Source organism: Paenibacillus sp. FSL E2-0177, from assembly GCF_037992975.1.
Lineage (GTDB): Bacteria > Bacillota > Bacilli > Paenibacillales > Paenibacillaceae > Paenibacillus_AQ > Paenibacillus_AQ odorifer.
This window is the reverse complement of record NZ_CP150307.1, coordinates 1,586,616-1,609,339: the sequence shown is the minus strand read 5'-3', so window position 1 is coordinate 1,609,339 and position 22,724 is coordinate 1,586,616. Positions and strand designations below refer to the sequence as shown.

Genomic DNA, 22,724 nt, shown 5'->3' with positions numbered 1-22,724 from the left:
CCTCCTATTGTCCGTATTTCTTCTCGCCGCGGAACTGGACGATGGTGATGCCAAGTACCAGCAGAAACAATACAATGGCCATGGCGCTGGCATATCCGTAATCAAGCGAGCGGAACGCCGTATTATAGATTTGATACACCATAACCCTTGTAGAATCATTCAACTGGTTATCGGCGCCGGCAAATAGGTTGATAAAGATATCGTAGACTTTGAACGAATTGATGACTAGAATCATCAGAACAAAGAAAGAGGTAGGCGCCAGTTGAGGGACCGTCACATTGCGGAATCTTCTCCACGCGCCCGCACCATCAAGTTCAGCAGCCTCATACAATTCAGGGTTGATGCCCTGAAGACCTGCCAAGTAAATAACCATGTAATAACCCATATTTTTCCACACTGTAAACAGTATTACTGTGAACATCGCCCAGTGTTTATCCGCTGCCCAGCGGGGAAGATCCTCCAGCGGGATACCGGTAAGGGTATGCAGGATATTGTTGATCGGACCCATCGTAGGACTGAAGATAAAGTTCCATACGGCAGCAACGGCTACCAGGGATGCTACATAAGGGAAAAAGAATACGGTTCTCATGAAATTGCGGGCCATTATCTTCTGATTAAGCAGAATCGCCAGCGCCAGCGCGACAATCATGGTGAACGGTACTACGCCAATAGTGTAAACAATGGTATTCCATAATGCTTTGTGAAATGTTGTATCTCTGATCAACCGGGTGAAATTGTCCAGCCCGATAAACTTCATTGGATTGGCCCCGTCCCATTTCACAAAAGCAAGGATAAAGGCAAAAAACATAGGTACCAGTGTAAACAGGGCAAATCCGATAAAGTTCGGCGCAATGAAGCTGTAAGCTACCAGGTTTTCCCGGACACCTTTTGACAAATGACGTTTAGGGATCTTTTTTGTACCCAATATGGTTTCGTTCTGCATTCTTTCTCCTCCAAACCTTCTAAAACTTTCCCCACAAATCTATACTCTTTAATATAAAAGGCGGGCTTTCACCCGCCCTTAGAACCGGCTCTCTTAAGGTTAATTATTCAAGAGCTGCTGTACGCGAGCATTCATATCATCCAAACCTTCGTCAATCGAAGCATTTTTAGTCATAATATTGTCATGCGCTTCATTCAAAATAACTTCGATGTCTGCGCTCTTTTCATGCATAGGCATTTCCAGATAAGTCTTAACAGTAGTCAGTGCCGCTTTGCTGTTCTCATCCGTAGGGAAGCCCTCGATGGAAGTAATGGAATTGATAACTTCATCATTCTTAATCGCTGGAATGGTTCCGGTGGAAGCAATGACTTTAGCGCCTTCTTCACCAGTCACGAATTTCATGAAATCAAGTGCGGCTTCTTTATGTTTGGATTTCTGATTTACAGCTAGGGATGTAATTGTACCCAAGGTTGTACCGGCTTCCACACCATCCGGATGAGGGTATTTCGCAATGCCCCAGTTAGCCGATTGGGACTCGCCACTCTTCACTTTCTCAATTTGTGTAGCGATAAACCAGCTGCCCATGTTCATAGTAGCAACGGAATTATTGTAGAATACGCCAGAATAGTGCGTGCTTGAAGTCTTCAGTGTGGCGTAATCCATTACGATGCCGTCTTCCTGTTCTTTCAGGATCCGCTCATAGGTTGGTTTCAAGAAATCGTAGTTTCCGTCAACAACAGTGTTCTTGCCGTCCAGAATACCGAACAGTTGAACCGCACTACGCCAAGTATGGTAGTGAGCTCCGTACACTTTTTCAGAACCGCTGCCGGAAGTCATTTTTCTGGCCAACTCATCATATTGCTCGAATGTCATATCATTGCTTGGATATTCCACGCCTGCTTTGTCGAACAAATCTTTATTGTAGTAGAGAATCCAGAAATCGCTGCGGAAAGGAAGCGCATACACCTCATCGTTCACTTCGATTTGTTCTACAGTACCTCCATATACCGAAGGATCAATAGCGTTGCCACTCATAAAGCTTTTAAGCGGCTCCAGGTGATTCTGTTTCACAAGGTTCGAGTAGCCCGGAATATCTTTAATTGTAAGTACGTCCAGATCTGCGCCACCGGAAAGTTGTGTGCTTAACATGGTCATATAGTCCGTCGACCCCAGATCGACATATTCGATCGTTACATTCGGATGCTCAGCTTTATAGGCATCGATTAGCGGCTTGTAGTAAGCAGTAGCTTCCCAATCCCACAAGGCCCATTTCAAAGTCACAGGCTCCTGGCTCGGTTCAGCGGAAGCGTTTGCAGAATTCCCCGTTGCTGGAGCTGTCGTTGCAGCAGCACCTTCGTTGTTGTTATTACCAGAACATCCAGCCAACAGACTCATGGAGAATACTGTGGCGAGGGTTATGCCATAGAATCTTTTCAGTTTCATTTAAATATCCCCTTTTCTTCTGATTGTGTAACTACGATCGGCTCTTCTGAGCTTAGTTCAAAGTTTATAGCTTTTTTCGCAAGAATGGCATGCATTATCAAACAAAGTTCATTCACTTTTCTGTGTTCTTCTTCCCTGCTCCGGTTCAAACCTGTAATTTTCTATCTAAAACATGTAAAATATTCAGCTTATGTACCTCCCCCTGTATCGGAACGCAGGAATATGCTATGGTATATGAAAACGCTTTATATGTTTTCACATTTTGTAGAGGAGTGTTAAATACGGTAAGAAAATCCACCATTAAAAGTCGCATTATTCTGCTCATGGCCGTATTCGCACTGCTGATAGCGTCGCTGTTGTCTTTTTTTAGCTATGAATTAATTACTTATTATCAGCGTAAAACAACCATCCAGGCGACCGAATTCAATCTGCAGCTGGTATCCCATATTATTGAACAGGATTTAATTGATCTGTCATCGCTGGCGATGACTTGCAGCACTAACTCTTCTACTAATACCCTGATTACAGACTACTTCAGCTCACCTAAGGCTAGCTCTAAGGAAGCAGTTAATGTATTCAACTCGATGCAGCAGGACTTCCTGAACAACCGCTCCAACAGCTATGCCCGCCGTCTGATTGTTACGGATAGCAACGGAAAGTTTCTGCAGGTGGATAAAACCGGCACCTCTGTTCCGCTTACCATACACAATATCGGTCAAATTACCGGCCTTAGCAATGATGCCGAGGAGAAATGGGACCGGGTGATCAAGGACCCGCTCTCCAACACGAACGGAATTCCTTTTGTTTTTCCTATTTACGGCAAAGGAGCTTCCCGCGTTGGAACAGTGTACCTGTTAGCGAATACCACTGTTATTACCGACAAGCTGAAAGGGTACTCCCTGCCGAAGAATTCCCGGCTGCTGCTGACGCTCGGCAATCATCATTATCAGCTCATCGGCGACCAGGTCATCGCCATTGCAGAGCCGTATGAACCGGTGGCCTATACCAATGATAAACCTGTCGGTCCGCAAACTGAGCTATCCATGGTCAAGCTCGAGGACGAGAAAGAGAGCCATATCGTGGTATCTTATCCCGTACGCAGCGGAGTCATTCTGTCACAGACTTTATCCAATGACCTGTTCGCTCCCAAGACAAATATATGGATTCTGGTTATGCTCGGCGTCTGTCTCCTGGTTATTGTCTTAAGCGCTATCATTACGCTGTATCTGACCCGTACCATCAGTCTTCCGGTGGAAAAACTGAAGAAGCGGATTGATAAGATCGCCCAGGGCAATTTCCTGCTGGACCGCAATATCGAATGGAACAGCGAGCTTGGCGATGTCGGCCGGGGCATTAACCGCCTGTCCCAAGATATCGTAGCGCTTATGGACAGCCGGCTCGCTGACGAGAAACAGAAGCAGGAGCTGGAATACCGGATGCTGCAGAGTCAGATCAATCCCCATTTCCTGTACAACACACTGAATTCGATCAAATGGATGGCTACAATTCAGAATGCTACCGGCATCGCGGAAATGACCACTTCACTATCCAGACTGCTGCGCAGCATCGCCAAAGACAACCGTAGACTAATGCCGTTGAAAGATGAGCTGAGCCTGCTGGATGATTATTTTCTAATTCAGAAATATCGCTATGGCAGTACGGTCTCTATGGTAAAGGAGATTGACAACGAGGAACTGCTAACCGGCCTAATTCCACGATTCACGCTCCAGCCCCTGGTCGAGAACGCCATCTTCCATGGCATTGAGCCCAAAGGCAGAGGAGAAATTCTCATTAAGGTGGCCAAAAGTGGATTCGCCGATATTCTAGTTACGATTGAAGACAACGGTATAGGGATGAAGGAAGAAGAAATCTCCACGATTCTGTCGAATCCAGGTAATGGAAGCAAAGAAATGCCCGAGAATATTGGACTCCGCAGCGTAAATGAACGTTTGCGCCTGGCATTTGGGGATAATTACGGTCTTTCGATTGAGAGTGAGTCGGGCCAATATACCCGGATGAAGATTCTTCTGCCGTTCCTGCAAAAGGAATAGAGTAGCATATCAAGCAAGGATGTGATGGAATTGATCAAGTTGTTAATTGCTGATGACGAGGCGCTGGTCTGTATCGGCTTGCAGTCCATGCTGAAGTGGGAGCAATATAATATAGAAATTGTCGGCATTGCACACAACGGGGCTCAAGAGGAAGAAATGATTGACACCCTTCGTCCTGACATCGTAATCAGCGATATAAAAATGCCAATTAAAAGCGGCTTAGAAGTTGCCAATGCGGTACGCAAAAAACACGGCCGGCTTCCGCTGTTCATCATCTTAACAAGCTACGAGGAATTCGAATACGCGCGTGGAGCGATTGAAGTGCAAGCCACAGATTATCTAGTGAAGCTAGAACTGACACCAGAGGCACTTGATGCCTCCATTCGGAAAGCAATTTCCCAGTTGGAGGCTTTTCAAACCCTAGACAGCTATCCCATGCTTGCTCATAGAGGCAATCTACAAGCTCAACGCGATAAATTTTTCATCCGCCTATTCAATAACTTATTCGCAAATAAAAACCAGTACCTTTTGCAGAGAGATGATTTAAACCTTGAGCTCAAGGAACCTGCTTATCTAGTCTGCACTTGCCGTATTTTGGGGCCAGACAGTGTCCCGCCCCGCGGCGATAAAATGGTTGCTCTGTGTTCAAGTACCGTCCAAATGGCCAAAGATACGCTTACTTCCATAAGACCTTGTTATGTGAGCAGTCTGGACTTGCGCAATTTTGCTGTAACCCTGCCCGTCAACGGGACGGATTCACGGCAATGGATGCCTGAGATTGAAATGCTATTGACCCATATGGCCTCCATACTCCATAACTACTTCAATGTAAGGATCATCGGCGCGATCGGCTTTGCGGTCGAGGATCCTTATTTGCTGCGGGAAAGCTACCTCGCTGCGCGAAAAGCGCTTCCTGCTGCGGTTAAAGCACAGTCGTTTGTGTTTTTTGCCGAAGGAGAGTCGCTGGAGCAGGATCATCTGTTGTTTGATTTCTCCGAATTGCGTACAGAGATCCGCCGTGCTTTTGAAGAAATGGATACCCAAGCTTTATACGCCATTATCTCCAAAATGATCGAAATCTTCGACGGCCGGGCCGACCTGCTGGTTCCCGCCACTGATGCCGCCTGCAACATTCTGTACATGGCCACTTCACTGCTCGCAGACGGTGAGAACATTGTGGAACAAATTTTCGAAAATGAACCGGAGGGCTACCGGGCTATCTACCAGATGCATACGATTGAAGAGATCGCTGGCTGGCTGATCCAGTTCCGGGACGGTTGCTCAGACATCCTCTCTACCCGCAGACAAAGCTACAAGGAGCAGCTCGTCAAAAATGTCCAAGAGTATATTAAACGAAATCTCGGAACTAAGCTCTCGCTCAATCAAGTGGCTGATGTCTTCAATTTCAGTCCCAACTATCTAAGCCACCTTTTCTCCAAGGTTGCCAAGGTCAACTATGTGGAATATATCACGGAGATCAAAATCACGACAGCCAAAGAAATGATGGCACGTGGGGAAGGTCGCATCTACGAAATCTCACAGAAGCTGGGATATGAGAGTGCCTTCTATTTCAGTAAAGTTTTCAAAAAGGTAACCGGAATTTCCCCCAGGGAATACATGCAGCAACTTAAAGCAGATTCACCATCTGACCGAAGCCTCGGAGTGAACAACCGTTCTTGAGATCAAGAGATTATTAAGAATAATCCCACTTCGCAAAAATAAAGCCAATAAATCTGCAAGGAGCAGGCTCTGTTCCTTACAGATTTATTGGCTTGCCATCACCCTCAGCAGCATCCCTAAGTATCACCCTTATTCCTGCAATTTTTTTATTTTTATTTTTAAACTAGCAAAATGCTAATACTCCGGTCTTTCTGCCCTAAAAGTCTACCAAAAAACCGCTTACGAGACACTTTCCCAGCTATTAAGACTGCTGTTCCCATATTGACTTTTCAACATATAGTAATTAAAATAAACAACGCACACTAAATATAGTATAGATACGATTTTTCAGAATTTATAGCTTATCCATTCAGTTTTCATACTATTTTCAATAGTTTTTAATATTTACAGGGGGACAGACACCATGCTAGTCGCGTATGATTCAAAAACAGGAAATGTCAGACGCTTCATCAGCAAACTTAAGTTGCCGGCTGTGCAGATTGAGGAGCATATGACGATTGATGAGCCCTATGTGCTTATTACATATACCACCGGCTTTGGACAGATTCCAGAAAAGGTGTCTACTTTCTTGAAGAACAATAATGCCAATCTGAAGGGCATCGCCGCCAGCGGCAATAAGAACTGGGGCGAGCTGTTCGCGCACAGCGCGGACTTGATTGCAGATCGGTATAACGTGCCCGTTATCGGTAAATTTGAGTTATCGGGTACATTTGGCGATGTAGAACGGATTAAACAGGAGGTGAGCCGGGTTGCGGCATATTGAATTAAACAACATGTTGATGAAGAGAGACGAAAGTGGCTTCTTTCAGCTAGACAAAGATCTTGAGGCAGTAGCCGAATTTATGCGGGATGTAGAGCGGCGGAGTCTGGTTTTTGCGAATACAAAAGCCAAGGTTGATTATATGATTGAACAGGATTTCTACGAGAATTTTTACGAACAGTACAGCACGGCGGAAATTGAAGAAGTCTACCAGATTACCCATGCCTACAACTTCAGTTTTCCATCTTATATGGCAGCTTCGAAATTCTACACGGATTACGCTGTAAAAACCAATGACCGCAAACAATATCTGGAGCATTATCCGGACCGTGTGGCGGCAGTCGCCCTTCACCTGGGACGCGGCAACGCCGATACTGCGGGGGTACTTGCCCGTTCGATGATGGAACAGCGCCTGCAACCTGCGACACCAACCTTCTTAAATGCCGGTAAGAGCCGGCGTGGTGAGCTCGTCTCCTGCTTCCTAATCGAAATGGACGACTCGCTCAATTCCATCAACTATGTGCTGAATACCTGCATGCAGTTGTCGAAGATCGGTGGCGGTGTGGCCGTTAACCTATCCAAGCTACGCTCCCGTGGTGAAACTATCAAGGGTGTTGAGGATGCTGCGAAGGGAATTATACCTGTACTCAAGCTGATGGAAGACGGCTTCTCCTATGCAGATCAGATGGGTCAACGTAAAGGATCAGGAGCAGCCTATTACAATATTTTTGGCTGGGACGTTCTGGAATTCCTCGACAGCAAGAAAATCAACGCTGACGAAAAAACAAGACTCAAAACCCTGTCCATCGGCCTGATTATTCCAAACCGCTTCTATAAGCTGGCGAAGGACAATGAAGCGCTGCATGTATTTGCTCCTTACAGTGTGTACAAAGCCTACGGCACGCATCTCGACGATATGGATCTGGATGACATGTATGATAAGCTGCTGGCCGATCCACGTGTCAAAAAGAAGAAAGCTATGAGCGCACGGGATATGCTGACCAAAATTGCCATGATCCAGCTGGAATCTGGCTATCCATATATCATGAACAAGAGCAATGCCAATGCGGCCCATGCCCTGAAAAACGTCGGACAGATCAAAATGTCCAACCTTTGTACTGAAATCTTTCAACTGCAGGAGACCTCAGAGATTGCCGACTACGGACAGGAGAGTACAATCCGCCGCGATGTAAGCTGCAATCTGGCTTCCTTGAACATTGTTAACGTGATGGAACATGGCAAAATCCGTGAATCCGTACATGAGGGCATGATCGCCCTGACCGCTGTTAGCGATATGACCAGTATTTCCAATGCCCCAGGCGTAGCCAAAGCAAACAAGGAAATGCACTCTGTCGGTCTTGGCGTCATGAATCTGCACGGCTATCTGGCTAAGAACAACATTGCTTATGAAAGCGAGCAGGCCCGCGATTTTGCCCGGACCTTCTTTATGACTATGAATTTCCACTCGCTAGAGAAAAGCATGGAAATCGCTGCCGCCACGGGTCGATCTTTCCATGGATTTGAGGCTTCTGATTATGCTACGGGAGCTTATTTCGAGCGTTACCTGACTACTGATTACCGCCCGGTTACCCCAAGGGTACAAGAGTTATTCGGAGATATTTATATCCCATCCCCAGCAGACTGGGAACAATTGCGGGATGCGGTAAAAGCAAATGGCCTATACCATGCTTACCGTTTGGCGATTGCGCCAACGGCCAGCATTTCCTATATCCAAAACGCCACTTCAAGCGTTATGCCGATTGTTGAGCAGATTGAGACTCGGACTTATGCTAATTCAACTACTTATTATCCGATGCCGTACCTGCGGCCGGACAATGTGTTTTTCTATAAATCGGCTTACCAGATGGACCAGTTCAAGGTAATCGATCTGATCGCGGAAATTCAGCCCCATATCGACCAGGGTATCTCGACCGTTCTGCATGTTAACAGTGATGTTTCCACCAGAGAACTGGCCCGCTCCTACCTGTATGCGGCGCATAAAGGCTTGAAGTCGCTGTATTACACCCGGACCAAAAAGCTGTCTGTCGAGGAATGCCTCACCTGCTCGATCTAAAAGGAAGGCTATAGCCGCAGAAAAGGAGATTGCAATATTATGACCGCTATCCAAGCCGTTAACTGGAACCGTCCCGACGACGATTTCTCATTGATGTTCTGGAATCAGAACATTATGCAATTCTGGACGGACGATGAAATTCCATTATCCGATGATAAAATGTCCTGGCTCACGCTCAGTGAGCAAGAAAAGGACTCCTATATGAAGGTGCTGGGCGGTCTGACACTGCTGGATACGATTCAAGGCGGAGTCGGAATGCCACAGATTATGGAGCATGTCGAAGGCCTTCAACGTAAAGCCGTACTGGGCTTCATGGGTATGATGGAACAAATTCACGCCAAATCGTACAGCAGTATTTTCACCACTTTGTCCTCTACAGAGGAGATCGACAGTGTATTCCGCTGGGTAGAAGAGAACCCCTTCCTCCAGTTCAAAGCGGAGACCATCTCACAATATTACAAAAACATAGACTCACCAAAAGACCTGTACCTCGCCATGGCAGCCTCCGTGCTGCTCGAGAGCTACTTGTTCTACAGTGGTTTCTTCTATCCCCTATATCTGGCTGGGCAGGGCAAAATGACTTGCAGCGGTGAGATCATCGACCTTATTCTACGGGATGAGAGCATCCATGGGGTATATGTCGGCGTGCTGGCACAGGAGATCTTTGACGGGCTCCCAGAAGACGAGCAACGCGAACTTCACCATACGCTGGTAGAATTGCTTCGACTGCTGCATGAGAATGAAGAGCGTTATACCGAGCAGATCTATGCCCCTATCGGATTGGTGGACGAGGTGAAGACTTTCCTAAGATACAATGCCAATAAAGCGATGATGAACCTGGGCCATGATCCGCTATTTGACGAGGAAGAGATCAACCCGATTGTTCAGAACGGGATCAGCACCCACACCAAGCAGCATGACTTCTTCTCGAAGAAAGGCAACGGATATGTCCGGGCGCTTAATGTGGAGCCACTGAAGGATGAAGATTTTCAATTTTAAATATAGATAAAACAAAAAGTGCGGAGAAAGCTCTCCGCACTTTTTGCTAACTCTATTTATTAGATTATTGCAATTTTTTCAGTACTGTTCTAGCTTCTTCATAGGTATCGTAAGCATCAGCAAAATCTCTGCCAAAAATACGTTTCAATTGCATTTTCCAAATTGGGTTTTTAGTTACATAAGCCCATCCTGCTTGGCCAGCTGCTTTCGCCATCTCACCTGTTGGAGCCAACATTGCTGCAACTTCAGGAGAAAGTACACTTGCAGATTCAGTTACATCAGTTGTACCCGTAAATTTAGGACTAACAAGCTTCATGATATTCTCAAAATCTTTCAAGTATCCTGGAACATCCTCAGCAGAAAAATCGATAGATACTACATCGATGTGGTTTTCACTTTTGTTGTATTTAATTGTGTATGACATAATTGTATTCCTCCAAGTTTTAATAGTTATTTTTTAATAATAGAAAGTAATGTATGTAACTCCAACAGACAAAAAATTTCTGCCCAGGCTTTTCAGTAACTTCTACTTTTGGCAACTGGGTTTGGAACAAACTGCCTTGTTTAAATGATGCCATATCGTTACAATCAATAGTTAATGACATCTATTTCCTGTATCGTTTTATTGCAACATCCTTTCTAATATATTTTAACTCATACCTATTACCTATATTATTATCGACAAATTTCTTTTTTTATTTATATTAAAATACAAATTTCTACAAATTCCAACATATCCATGGTTATATTTGCCTTAATTTCATTCACACTTGTGTAATTCCGTTATCGTTTAGAAACAACTAAAAAAGGCTCTGCGTGCGCCTTCCAACTCCAGTCCATTCATCCTATAGATATTCGAACAGGAATACGCCGCAAAGCCTTCAATACTAAATGCTTATATAAGTAAATTAATCCGTCTAATTACTTAGTTGCGGAGTAGCCCCCGTCAATCACATGTGCTGTACCTGTAATAAATGAAGCCTCATCACTTAGAAGGAAACATGCAAAAGCAGCTACTTCCTCAGGCGTACCATATCTGCCCAAAGCCGTTCCAGAAGCGATAAGAGATTGAAGCATCTCTACATCATCAGACAACAACTTTTCGTATCTGTTCATGGTTGGTGTAGGAATAGGACCAGGGCAAATAGCATTTACTCTGATATTACGGTGACCCACTTCTTTAGCAACCGATTTAGTCATGCCCACAATGGCGTGTTTACTTGCTGAATAAGCTGCATCATTTGCCATCCCAATAAAAATACCATGCAAGGAGGAACAGTTTAGAACGGAAGCACCGGATTTCATATGTGGTAATGCATAATGCAACATGTAGAATTGGCCATTAAGATTTGTCTGAATCACCTTTTGAAACAATATCGGATCATATTCTGTAACATCCGCATTATCTCCTGTAATTGCTGAGTTATTATAAAGGCAATCAATCTTTCCATAAGCTGCTAAGGTTTGATCTACGATATTTTTGCAGTCTGCTTCAACTGAAACGTCTGACCGCACAAACAGCGCTTCTCCACCTAAAGCTTTGATTTCTTCGACTGTGTTAGCGCCAGCATCTGATCGATTGGCAACTACTACAGTACCACCCTCTCTTGCTACTCTCAATGCTGTAGCTTTTCCGATTCCGGTACCAGCACCCGTAATAATAACTACTTTGTTTTCAAATCTGTTGCTACTCATTATGCGCACCACTTTCTTATGTCTTTTTCAGGAAGAGGATTTGAACCTCATAGACCCTAATGTCACCTGATACAATGTGGATTGGAACATTTTTGCAGAAAAATCGACAAAATTATCCTCTATATGACAACTTTATTGTATTTAATTGTATATAGCAATCAATATTTTAATCTACTTTTCCAACAATTGAGAATTTGGTTTTGATCGTCATAAAAAATACACCCCTTAGAATTTCATCAGATAAACCAGAAGTTTTATCCAATGTTATTCTAAGAGGTGTAATAAACCTCTACCTAACTCCACGAACTGGGACGTCGATTCGAACTTGACCTCCACTCGTCAGGGGAGAATTGCTAATATGCAGACTGCCCTGATGCTGCCTGACAATGGTGTCGGCAATGTAAAGTCCCAATCCATAGTGACTTTTGGAGGTACGGCTACTGTCCCCTTGATAAAACTGCTTAACTGCTGATTGGAGTCCCTCACTTGTAAATCCTGATCCACTGTCTGTTACCGTTATACTCCACCGATCTTGTTTTGCCTCAACCTGCAAATAAATCACACTCTCATAGGGGGAATACTCTACCGCATTAGCGAGTACATTCATCATAGCCCGATGAAGTAGCTCATCGTCAATCAACACCTCAGGGGGCAGATTATTGTCCTGGTGGAATTCTATCTGAAGACGCTTAGGGACAACCAACGCATCTAACTGCGTACGAATTTGCTGGATAAAGGCTTCCGTTGCAACCCATTTAGAGCGGGGAGAAATTTGTTTTCTTGTATTAGAAATCTCAATGAGTGTTGCCATGTATTGTTCGATTTGATCTGCATTTTTGGAAATATACCCTATATATTCTTGCTGATTCTCTGCTAAATCTGAGTCTATCAGCAAATCTGCATTTCCTTGAATAATCGTAAGAGGAGTCTTAATGTCGTGGGCAAGCGCAGAAATCTGCTCTTTTTTCATTTGTTCCAGATTCCATTGCTGTTCTAGTGACTTTTTCAATTCCTCTCTCAGCTGTTCCAGGGATGATAGCACCTCATCAATTTCACTGACCCCAGAATACACGACAGTAAAATCCAAATTTTTAGCTTCAATGTGATGTGCAGCTTCCTGCAAGGAAGCCATTTTTTGACTCAGTCTTCGAGCGAAAAATCCAGAAATCAGAATAACTTCCAGTAACATCAGAACTACAAAAAACAGCAATAGCGTTAATTGCGGATTAGGCAGCGTGTTATGCAGAAAATTTGAGGTGAACTGCGGTACAATTGCATATTGCAGTACGATAACCTCATGCTCCCGCTCAATCACATCGCTGCAGTTTGTACCCATGAGATTGCAACTGCTTTGATTCTTCTGCAATATATCTAGAGCGCGTTCTTTAGGAATATTTCCTGAAATATAGTTCTTTTGCTGATCCAATACCGCATATTCCGCTCCCCAAGGGATCATTTCTTCCGTAATTTGTGGCGCACGCTGCAAAACATCCCAAGACTTTGCAATGGATTGCTCGGTATGGTTTGCTGGAACAATCATTCCATACTGCATTAAGAGAGTAAATACCCCTAAACACAGAAATGCCAATAATAGAGTACACGCACCTAATGATAATAAATATTGAATGAAGACTGTACGGAGCCGTATTCGTTTCACACCCATTTGTAACCTATCCCCCAAACGGTTTCAATCGGTGAAACCTCCCTCGCACTCAGCTTATTGCGGATATTTTTCACATGTTCTGTAATAGTTGAGCTATCGCTTTCTCTGTCATAGCCATAAACCGATTCATAAATTTGTTCTTTGGAAAAAACCTGACCTTTATTTCTAGCAAGAAATTCACATATCTGATATTCACTTTTAGTGAGATTTATTTTCTCTTTATCAACAAAAATCTCCTTTGCCGAGAGATTGAATTTCACTCCAGATGCGCTTAACATATGATTTTTCCCTCGATTTTCACGCCGCAAATGAGCGTTCACCCGAGCCTTCAACTCGCCTGCGCGAAAAGGCTTCACGATATAGTCATCTGCACCTACACTAAGTCCAAACATAATATCCGTTTCCATTGATTTAGCTGTAAGAAACAGAATCGGACAGTCTACGATATCCCTGATTTGAGTACAGAGCTCAAAACCATCGATATCTGGCATCATCACGTCCAACAGGATTAAATCAAATGTCGAGTACTCGTTCAAAGGCATATGTCGTGCACTTGTTTTTACCGTAACCCTATGGTGATCTTTGCTGAGAATATTATTTACTAACGCCAAAATATCAGGTTCATCATCTATTATTAAAATATTAGCCAGTGACCTCACTCCTATTTATTCATATGATTTCCTACCCTGAAAGTAATAAAACCATATCAAGCCTAACACTGCCATTACCATTGTACTAATAAGTATAGCAGGTACGGAATGAATAAGTTGCAGCTTCAATACTTCCGTTTCAATGAGCCCGTTGGGTTGTGCATAAAATAAGGGAAGTTGAATCATCCGCATCGACCAGGCCCACGGTATGTATAACCACACTTTATCGCCTACAATTGTTCCACCTACGATGGCTGCAATTAGCGTACCTGCACTACCCACCGTTAGAGAAAGTCCCATGCCTCCAGCATAACTTAAGATGAGATGAAAGATCATTAAGATTAGAGCAGTGCCTACTACCCAACAAGCTCCTTGCCAGAATATTAGATATTGTATCCGCTCTATATGCAAAATTTTTTTCATGCCCAGTATTAGAATTGATGTTGAACCGAATACGATCCATATCATCGCCAAGATTATGAACCCTAGTTTTCTTATATAACACTTCGGACGTGAAAGAGCACTTAATAGATTATAGAATCCCCCTGCCCCCTCCTCTAAACCACTCATTAAAGCAGAGAATAATCCTATCCCAACAGGCAACCCAAAGGCTAGTAATGAAAAATAACCATCATAGATGTGAAGCTGATCCGCACGCTGTGAAAAATACCAAAGTACCATCATCGGATATAGAACAGGAACAAGGAATATCAACCAACGAATTGCAGTGTGCTTAGTCATCAACCATTCAGCTTGTAATAGTCGGAGTATCACCATCTCTATCGCACCTCTCTTCTACTAAACCAGCAGCTAGTTAAGGTGAGGGTTACCAAAAAGAATACAAGCGACACCACAATTCCAGGTAAAATAACCGAAGAGTCTCTTAGAGCATCCTGTGCTGAAAGAGCCACACCATTGGGACGCACACCAACAATCGGACACATTAACCTTAAAGCCCAACTCCAGGGAACATAAATCCATGAAGGTTGATCCGCTGCTAGTACACTCACAATCATCCCAAACAGACCTGCAAGAATAGATACTACCGCCCCAAATTGTTCGGCTAAGAATAGATAGATTGGAATCATCCCCAAAGAGGTCAACCAAACAACAATAGCGGCTGTTGTAATTTCAGATAAGGGTGCTGCACCCAAAGGAAACAAAAGACCAGATAGGTACATTACTGCAATAAGGAGCAGCGAAGACAGCAGCAAATAATATGACACCACAATTATTTTACTGAGCCAAAGTTTAGCGATACTAATTCCGTGACTGCTTAAGCTACGGTACCCTCCAGCCTTACGATCCTTGTTATTCGATAGTGTAGACAACAAAGCAGATCCTATGGTCATGAATAACAGCGGCCACCAATTAAATACCATTTCCATAAAATAGTGGTCTTCCGTTTGCAGGTTCTGTTGTGTGAAAAATGAAAATAGAAGAAAAAACAGTGGCACCACGACAATCAATTTTCTCGAAAATGTTCGTTTGAATTTAAGATTTTCGGATAAAAGATAGTGGATCATCTTGTTACCTCCTGTCTGTTCCGAGTCACGACTTCCATGAACAATTCCTCCAAATCATCACCAGGATATATTGCATTCTGATACCCTAGAACACCATTACTAATGATCCCAATATGATCGGCAATTTGCTCCACCTCATGAAGAATATGACTCGATAAGATGACGGTAATCCCTTGTGCAGGAAATGAGCGTATAAGCTCACGTAATTCCTGAATCCCAATCGGATCAAGCCCATTTGTCGGTTCATCCAGAATCAAGAGTCTAGGTTGATTTAACAAGGCGATCGCAATCCCGAGACGTTGCTTCATGCCCATAGAGAATTGTCCCGCTCTTTTTTTGCCTGTTGTTGTTACATCAACAATTTCAAGAACTTCCCGAATCCGAGAATCCGGTAAGTTTAATATTGTCGTATGTACCTTCAAATTTTGGGCAGCAGTCAAATTCCCGTAAAGTGGCGGGGACTCAATCAGCGCTCCAATGTGTAGTAAATCCTTACGTGTCCATGGATGACCGTCAAATAAAATTTGTCCTGACGTCGCTCGAAGAATCCCTGTTATCATTTTTAGGGTCGTCGATTTACCTGCGCCGTTTGGGCCTAGCAGTCCATAAATCGAATTAGTTTTTACGGTTATGCTGATATCGCTAACCGCACGCTGCCCCCTGAAACTCTTGGATAAATTATTAGTTTGTAAAATATACTCTCCCATCCTATATCATCCTCTCATTTGCTATACGTTGATCATATATAGCAAATCTAAGGACTTTATAAGGTTTTACTGAGCTCAAATTATAAGGAATTATAACGAGCATAAAAAAAGCTCGGTTCAAATTTAACATTGAACCGAGCCTGTTGAATTTTTATCATCATGCTCTGCGAATTGTAAATTCAAAATCCATATCTAAGGATGGATTGATTTGATATTCATCAAGAACTGGAGCTCCCCAGCTGTCATCCCCGCCTACACCCATTTGACGTCCAGCAATGGTAACAACGGTATAGTGGACGTTCGGCAGCTCATAATGATGTGTCGCATTCTCCAGCTCCATTGCCGAGTAAGGCGAGATATTGGCTTCAACAGGGGCTGTAGCGGGTGCCGATATTATAATGCCTTGACCATAATCGTTCTTAATGGATACTTCGCGCACACCTGTGCGGTTGCCCGATTCCTGCGGCACCAAATAGGACGACACATTGTCCACCGCATGATTCTGGAAGCGACACAATCTTGCTCCACACGCACGGTCGATATAATTTTCTTCCGGCCCATTTGCATACCAATTCAGCTGGTGATAATCCGCTGGCACCTTAAAACTTAAAGCGAAGAGTGGAAGCTTTGGTAAACCCGCTGCTCCATGGTAGCTTGATTTCACCTGCATGCTTCCATCGGAGAACACTGTGTAAGTTACACTTACACGTACCTCCTCTGATACACTAAGCTTATACACGTAAGTCACGGTCGCACGATCTTTCTCCTCCACGAGTTCGAAGCTTAACGTTCTACGGGTCAAGCTTGCTGCATACCAAGGGGAAGAGTCGAAATGCATTCCTGCCCCCTTATCATTGTCTGTCATTGCTCTCCAGAAGAGTGGTGCCGGCGGTGAAGAGATCATTTCCTGTCCTGAATATTTAACAGAAATTAATGTACCCGCCTGCTTTGAGAACATTACGGAGAAGTCACGACCATGTACACCAATATTCACATCTCCTTCAACCACGCGAAAATCATTCAATACAGATGTTATTTTAGCATCTGTTAAAGACTCCTCAGCTGACGTATTGGCCACTTGAAAAACATGCTGGCCAAAAGCGATTTCATAACCGCTATTCGCCCATAATGAATCTTCCTTCAGGACAAGTGAAACATCCAAGCTATACTCGCCAGGCTGATTCTTAATATCAGGTTGATCCACTTGTACATATTTTTCCTCGCCCGGATTAACCTGAGCGAATACAGTTCCACGCTGGATGACCCTACCCTCATAGTTCAGAGCGTATTGTAATTCATAAGCATCCAAGCCTACAAATAAGTTTTCATTTCTGATTGTAAAACCCTGACTGTCCGGGAGCAGCTTGACGTTCTGATACAGAAATTTCACTTCCTGCATTTTTGGCGACCATCTCCGATCCGCATACACAATTCCGTTACCTGAGAAGTTGTAGTCGGTTGAACGGTCATCGAAGTCTCCTCCATAAGCCATGAAGGGCTTACCGTATCGATCATTTTTTATAATCACCTGATCCATATAATCCCAGATAAATCCACCCTGATACATTGGATACTTCTGTTCTAGCTCTGTGTATTTATGCAGTCCCCCGACGGAATTACCCATCGCATGCATGTATTCACAGCTAATATATGGCTTTAACGGATCTTCTGTTAAATACCTTTCAATATCTGCCGCTTTCGCATACATGCGGCTTTCCATATCGCTCGAATCATCATATTCACGGTTATGGAACACCCCTTCATAATGAACCAAACGAGTAGGATCCTTCTCTCGAAAATAATTGGCTACGTTCAAAATTACTTCTCCTGCAAAAGATTCGTTCCCACAGGACCAAATTAGAATGGAGGGATGGTTTTTGTCTCTCTCTACCATGGAAATCGCACGATCCATTACGATATCCTGCCATTCAGGCTTATTGCCGGGGATGTTCCAAGACGGCTCAACTGCCCCCATTTTCTGCCATGATCCATGCGACTCTAAATTCATCTCGTCAATGACATAGACTCCGTATTCATCACACAACTCATACCAGAGCGTCATATTCGGATAGTGCGAGGTCCGCACAGCGTTGATGTTTGCCTGCTTTAAGGTTTTTATGTCCCATAGCATATCTTCTTTTGTAATGCTGCGTCCAAAGCGCGGATTAAACTCATGTCGGTTGACGCCTTTAAATACAATACGTTTGCCGTTTAAGTGCATAATCTTATCTATCATTTCGAATTTCCGAAAACCAATTTTTTGCGGCACCACTTCTACAAGATCCCCGGATGCGTTGTAAACAGAGACGTAAAGGGTATACAGATTAGGAGCTTCTGCGCTCCACAGCTGCACCTTTGTTGCCGCAAGCGTAAGCGAAAGGGAATCTCCTGAAACTTCACTTTCAGTACTAGCCACAAGATTACCTGCTCTATCCTTAAGCTCAAGGAGCACTTTTGAGGCAGACTCACCTATCAATTGCATGACAGCCGTCAGCGTTCCTTGCTCAAACTTTTCATCCAAATCGGTTTGAACGTGGAGATCCCGCACATGAACATCCGGCACGGTGTATAGATACACCTCACGAAAGATTCCCGAAAAGCGCCAGAAGTCCTGATCCTCCAACCAACTCCCCGTGCTGCGCTGATAGACTTCGACCGCCAGCTTATTTTCACCTTCCGTCAAGTACGATGTTAAATCAAATTCACTCGGTGTAAAGCTATCTTCGCTATAGCCAACAAATTCCCCGTTTAGCCATATATAAAAAGCCGATTCAACTCCTTGAAAAGAAATATACACCGGACGTTGCTCCCAGCCCGCAGGAACTTCAAAATATTTGACATAGCTGCCTACAGGATTGTGGTCCTCAGAGATCATCGGAGGTCTAAGATGCTCATGACCGTCCCATGGGTACATCGTATTCACGTACTGAGGCTGCCCATAACCCTGAAGTTGGATATGACCGGGAACTTTAATATCCTTCCAGCCTCTGCAAGACACGTTCTCCTTATAAAAATGAACCTGTCGTTCCATGGCATTTTGGGCATAGCTAAATTTCCAGCTGCCGTTCAGGCTGTGGCGCCAGGGCATTTCTCCAAGCGCTTCGGCTTCATTTTTCGTTTGGTAATATCGATGGTCAGAATGCGCGTGCACTCTGCCTATTGCATAAATGGAAGGGTCTGATAACCATTCCAGACTTGGAGTGAGGTTTCGTTCAACCTGCTGCTTCATCTATATTTCCTCCTCTATTCATAACATGATCGCTAACTTATTTAACCGAACCCGTCATCCCAGCTACAAATTGCTTTTGCATCATGAAGAACACTAGTGCTGTCGGCAAGGTTGTAATGACAATCGCAGACATGATCAGACCATAGTCAGGGGCATAACCTGAGCCTAGATTCGAGATAAGAAGGGGCACAGTCATATTTTCTGGTGATTGCAATACGATCAAAGGCCACAGATAATTGTTCCAGCTGTTTAAAAATGTGATAATCGCTGCGGCGGCGTAAGTTGATTTCATCGTTGGCATATAAATGCGGAAGAACAAACCAAATTCCGAAAGACCATCGATGCGCCCAGCCTCCATCATATCCTTAGGAAACATTTTTGTACTTTGACGAAAGAAGAAAATTAGAAATGCTGTTGTAAATGTCGGAAGAATGACCGCCGATGCTGTATCGATGCCCAGAAAAGGCACTACACTAGATACTTTTGCGAACATTTGAAATAGAGGTACCATGATCGCCGCAAATGGAATCATCATTGAAGCAAGTAAAATATTGAATACGATATCTTTACTCCGGCTACGGTACATTTCAAAACCATATCCAGCCGCCGATGCGACTAGCAGTGAAAGCACAGTAGTCACCACAGAGATTTTTGCAGAGTTCCAGAGAGCCTGCCACATATCCACTGAACTAAATAGATTGTTTATATTTTTCACTAAATGTGCACCCGGCAACAATGTTCCTTTGGTTACATCAACCGACTGGTTCGTGGCGCTTATAACCATCCAGATAAATGGAAAGATAGAGATCAGCGCAGCGATGATTAGAAATACGTAAGTAAACATGCGTTTGGTTTTCATTATCTCTTATCCCCTCCTACTTTGTTCTGAATAAGCGTCAGAATGAGCACCATTACAACAATCGAATAGGAGACAGTTGCAGCATATCCAAAGTTAGGTGTGTATTCAAAGGAAAGGTTATAAATATATTGGGAAATCGACATGGTTGCATTGCCGGGTCCACCTTTCGTGATGTTAACCACCTCGTCAAACAACTGAAGGGTACCAATGGTCGATGTGATCGTCGTGAACAAGATAATCGGCTTCAATAGGGGAATTGTAATTTTGAAAAATTGTGTAAATGCACTCGCACCATCTATATGAGCAGCCTCATATATTGATTTGTCGACATTTTGCAGTGAGGACAAATAGAAAATCATATTATAGCCAGTAAAGCGCCAAGTGATAGCGATAATGATAGTGACTTTGGCCCAGAAGGGGTCAGTAATCCATTGAATCGGTTCGCTGATTAGATGCAGATTCACCAGAAATTTATTGACGATACCTTCGGCTCCAAACATGTACTTGAAAACAACGGAGTAGGCTACAAGTGAAGTTACCGTTGGCAGAAATATGGCCGTTCTGAAAAACCCTTTAAATTTCAGTCTTTCGTCATTTAGCAGCACAGCGATAAAGAGCGCCAGCACCAGCATAACTGGGACCTGAATAATCAAATAAATAAAAGTGTTTTTGACGGCTGTAAGGAAAGTGGTGTCGCTAAACAGCCGAATATAGTTATCAAGGCCGGTAAAATGAAGATTGTTGCCTCTACCTGTCTTGAAGGATAGAATTAAGGCTTGAATCATTGGATAGAAATAGAAAATACTGATCATAATTACCGGCACAATAACGAATAACCAACCTGTCAGATGGATCTGCCGTTGACCCTTAGAGCTTTTATGTCTTTGAGAGCTTAGCCCTGGCTTTACATTTTCCACTCCACTTCACACCCTTCTGTCTGATTTATTAGAGATGAAAGCCCCTGCTACCCATCCTTCTGTAGAAATCCAATTTACAGGAGAAGTAGAAGCAAGGGCTTAGATTGTACAGCCTAAGTGTGATTAGCGAACTTGGGTATCTGCTTGCTTCTGGGCATCCTTCAGAACAGTATCTACATCTTTTCCACCAAGATAAGATTGCACTGCTACAACCATAATGTCCTCTATTGCGTAAGTGTTCATGCCGTAGTTGACGTTAGGAATTTGCTCGGTCCATGCCGCAAAATCTGATACAACCTTTTGACCTTTGAAAAATTCATCCGCTGCTGAATAAGCTTCTCCGCTTGCCGCAGCTTTTAAAGTGCCGATAACACCAACTTTTGTATTCAACGTCTGATACAAATCAGCATCAGAAGCAAATGTTTTTGCAAGGAACTCCGCAGCGGTTTCTTTACCATCTACATTCATTACATACCAGGAGCTGCCCCCAAGGTTAGATGCATGGACGGAGCCTGCTGTTGCTGCCAGCTTAGGAAGTGGAGCTACTGCCCACTTACCGGATTGGGAAGCTTCGGCTTTAATTGAAGGGGTAATCCAGTTACCCGTCGGTACGGTTGCCACTTCACCACTATTAAATGCGCCTACAAATTGGCTCCAGTCTGAGTTAACTTTCACGATGCCGGAATCCATCATTTCTTTGTACAATACAAGTGCCTCTTTCAAAGCAGCGTTGTCTGCAATGGTCGGAGTCTGACCGTCTTCACCTGTATACCATGCACCCGCCGATTGAATCATGACCCGGATAAGTCCAAGATCATTGGGATCCAGTGTGATCATGCTTTTGCCGGTTTTTTCTTTTACAGCTTTACCGATCTCGATATATTGCTTCCAGTCGATATCCTGTAGTGCATCCAGGCTGTAGCCTGCTTGCTCAAGATAGTCTGTCCGTACATACATTCCAGTCACACCAGAATCAAACGGAACACCGTATTGCTTGCCGTCAACACTGGTCGGGCCAATCTTATAATCCGCAAAATCAGCGGCTTTTACAACATCAGTCAATTCATAAAAGGAATCCGGATACGCTTGTAAAAAGCTTTGCGCACGGTAATCCTCGATCAATACAATGTTAGGAAGACCCTTCGTAGATCCAGAGTTCAGCCCTGTGTTCAGCTTTTGCACGATATCAGCCTGCGCGTTCTCTACGACGTTTACCGTTATGTCTGGATTGACTTTCGCATAAGCTTCTTTGGCAACATTCATGGCTGCAATGTTAAACGCTGGGTCCCAAGCCCAAACTGTGATTTCTTGTGGCTTACTGCTACCTTCGCTTCCGGAGTTGCCCGTTTCGTTTTTCGTTCCACCTGAGGAACATGCCGAAAGTAGAACCACACTAGCCAGCATCACGGATAATAATTTTTTCACTTCGTAACCCCCTTGTTAATCTGTAAAATAATAAAGATGGAAGCGTTTTCTCTGCTGCAATTCCATATTATCATTTTGTATTCGCTTTCTTTGGCAGTATCTT

At 43.8% G+C, this 22,724-nt stretch carries 18 protein-coding genes; 5 read left to right on the top strand and 13 right to left on the bottom strand.

Annotated elements, in window-relative coordinates; genetic code table 11:
- Positions 1-4: 4 nt before the first annotated feature.
- Together MHI25_RS07215 and MHI25_RS07210 are read right to left on the bottom strand one after the other, a co-directional pair.
- Entirely contained in the window at positions 5-943 is a 939-nt protein-coding gene (locus tag MHI25_RS07215) for a sugar ABC transporter permease (RefSeq protein ID WP_036675858.1), read from the bottom strand.
- Positions 944-1,042: 99 nt separating this feature from the next.
- Complete coding sequence (locus MHI25_RS07210; protein WP_036675860.1) at positions 1,043-2,386, bottom strand: sugar ABC transporter substrate-binding protein; 1,344 nt, start codon at positions 2,384-2,386, stop codon at positions 1,043-1,045.
- A gap of 272 nt (positions 2,387-2,658) precedes the next feature.
- Between MHI25_RS07210 and MHI25_RS07205 the strand changes: the two genes are divergently transcribed.
- The 5 genes from MHI25_RS07205 (at position 2,659) to nrdF (ending at position 9,950) form a co-directional block, all read left to right on the top strand.
- On the top strand, positions 2,659-4,437 hold the full coding sequence (locus MHI25_RS07205) for a sensor histidine kinase (RefSeq protein WP_036675958.1): 1,779 nt from the start codon (positions 2,659-2,661) through the stop codon (positions 4,435-4,437).
- A gap of 30 nt (positions 4,438-4,467) precedes the next feature.
- Positions 4,468-6,117 (top strand): helix-turn-helix domain-containing protein, encoded by a 1,650-nt coding sequence (locus MHI25_RS07200; protein ID WP_076185377.1) that lies wholly within the window; start codon positions 4,468-4,470, stop codon positions 6,115-6,117.
- A 403-nt stretch (positions 6,118-6,520) separates the two neighbouring features.
- Positions 6,521-6,880 carry a class Ib ribonucleoside-diphosphate reductase assembly flavoprotein NrdI gene (nrdI, locus tag MHI25_RS07195; RefSeq protein ID WP_036675861.1) on the top strand — a complete coding sequence of 120 codons (360 nt, stop codon included), beginning with the start codon at positions 6,521-6,523 and terminating at the stop codon, positions 6,878-6,880.
- A complete protein-coding gene (gene nrdE, locus MHI25_RS07190) occupies positions 6,867-8,951 on the top strand; it encodes a class 1b ribonucleoside-diphosphate reductase subunit alpha (RefSeq protein ID WP_036675863.1) in 2,085 nt (694 codons plus the stop codon). Before nrdI ends, nrdE begins: the two co-directional genes overlap by 14 nt.
- A 39-nt stretch (positions 8,952-8,990) precedes the next feature.
- Positions 8,991-9,950, top strand: a complete 960-nt coding sequence (nrdF, locus tag MHI25_RS07185) for a class 1b ribonucleoside-diphosphate reductase subunit beta (RefSeq protein ID WP_076099522.1) — start codon at positions 8,991-8,993, stop codon at positions 9,948-9,950.
- Between the two features lie 64 nt (positions 9,951-10,014).
- On the opposite strand, the gene MHI25_RS07180 is transcribed toward nrdF, so the two are convergent.
- The 11 genes from MHI25_RS07180 to MHI25_RS07130 form a co-directional block, all read right to left on the bottom strand.
- On the bottom strand, positions 10,015-10,374 hold the full coding sequence (locus tag MHI25_RS07180) for a hypothetical protein (protein ID WP_036675871.1): 360 nt from the start codon (positions 10,372-10,374) through the stop codon (positions 10,015-10,017).
- Positions 10,375-10,871: 497 nt separating this feature from the next.
- The gene (locus MHI25_RS07175) at positions 10,872-11,645 is read right to left on the bottom strand and encodes an SDR family NAD(P)-dependent oxidoreductase (RefSeq protein WP_036675873.1); all 774 of its coding nucleotides are present in this window, start codon (positions 11,643-11,645) and stop codon (positions 10,872-10,874) included.
- A gap of 289 nt (positions 11,646-11,934) precedes the next feature.
- The gene (locus MHI25_RS07170) at positions 11,935-13,197 is read right to left on the bottom strand and encodes a HAMP domain-containing sensor histidine kinase (RefSeq protein ID WP_340395173.1); all 1,263 of its coding nucleotides are present in this window, start codon (positions 13,195-13,197) and stop codon (positions 11,935-11,937) included.
- A 101-nt stretch (positions 13,198-13,298) separates the two neighbouring features.
- A complete protein-coding gene (locus MHI25_RS07165) occupies positions 13,299-13,958 on the bottom strand; it encodes a response regulator transcription factor (RefSeq protein ID WP_248547965.1) in 660 nt (219 codons plus the stop codon).
- A 15-nt stretch (positions 13,959-13,973) separates the two neighbouring features.
- On the bottom strand, positions 13,974-14,735 hold the full coding sequence (locus tag MHI25_RS07160) for a lantibiotic immunity ABC transporter MutG family permease subunit (RefSeq protein WP_282579684.1): 762 nt from the start codon (positions 14,733-14,735) through the stop codon (positions 13,974-13,976).
- Between the two features lie 2 nt (positions 14,736-14,737).
- On the bottom strand, positions 14,738-15,484 hold the full coding sequence (locus MHI25_RS07155; protein WP_248547802.1) for a lantibiotic immunity ABC transporter MutE/EpiE family permease subunit: 747 nt from the start codon (positions 15,482-15,484) through the stop codon (positions 14,738-14,740).
- Positions 15,481-16,191 (bottom strand): lantibiotic protection ABC transporter ATP-binding protein, encoded by a 711-nt coding sequence (locus MHI25_RS07150; protein ID WP_340395172.1) that lies wholly within the window; start codon positions 16,189-16,191, stop codon positions 15,481-15,483. The genes MHI25_RS07155 and MHI25_RS07150 overlap by 4 nt, the downstream gene beginning before the upstream one ends.
- A gap of 157 nt (positions 16,192-16,348) precedes the next feature.
- Entirely contained in the window at positions 16,349-19,420 is a 3,072-nt protein-coding gene (locus MHI25_RS07145; protein ID WP_340395171.1) for a glycoside hydrolase family 2 TIM barrel-domain containing protein, read from the bottom strand.
- A gap of 37 nt (positions 19,421-19,457) precedes the next feature.
- A complete protein-coding gene (locus tag MHI25_RS07140) occupies positions 19,458-20,279 on the bottom strand; it encodes a carbohydrate ABC transporter permease (protein WP_076185385.1) in 822 nt (273 codons plus the stop codon).
- On the bottom strand, positions 20,279-21,091 hold the full coding sequence (locus MHI25_RS07135; protein WP_232061505.1) for a sugar ABC transporter permease: 813 nt from the start codon (positions 21,089-21,091) through the stop codon (positions 20,279-20,281). The genes MHI25_RS07140 and MHI25_RS07135 overlap by 1 nt, the downstream gene beginning before the upstream one ends.
- Positions 21,092-21,319: 228 nt before the next feature.
- Positions 21,320-22,621 carry an ABC transporter substrate-binding protein gene (locus MHI25_RS07130; RefSeq protein WP_340395170.1) on the bottom strand — a complete coding sequence of 434 codons (1,302 nt, stop codon included), beginning with the start codon at positions 22,619-22,621 and terminating at the stop codon, positions 21,320-21,322.
- Between the last annotated feature and the right edge of the window lie 103 nt (positions 22,622-22,724).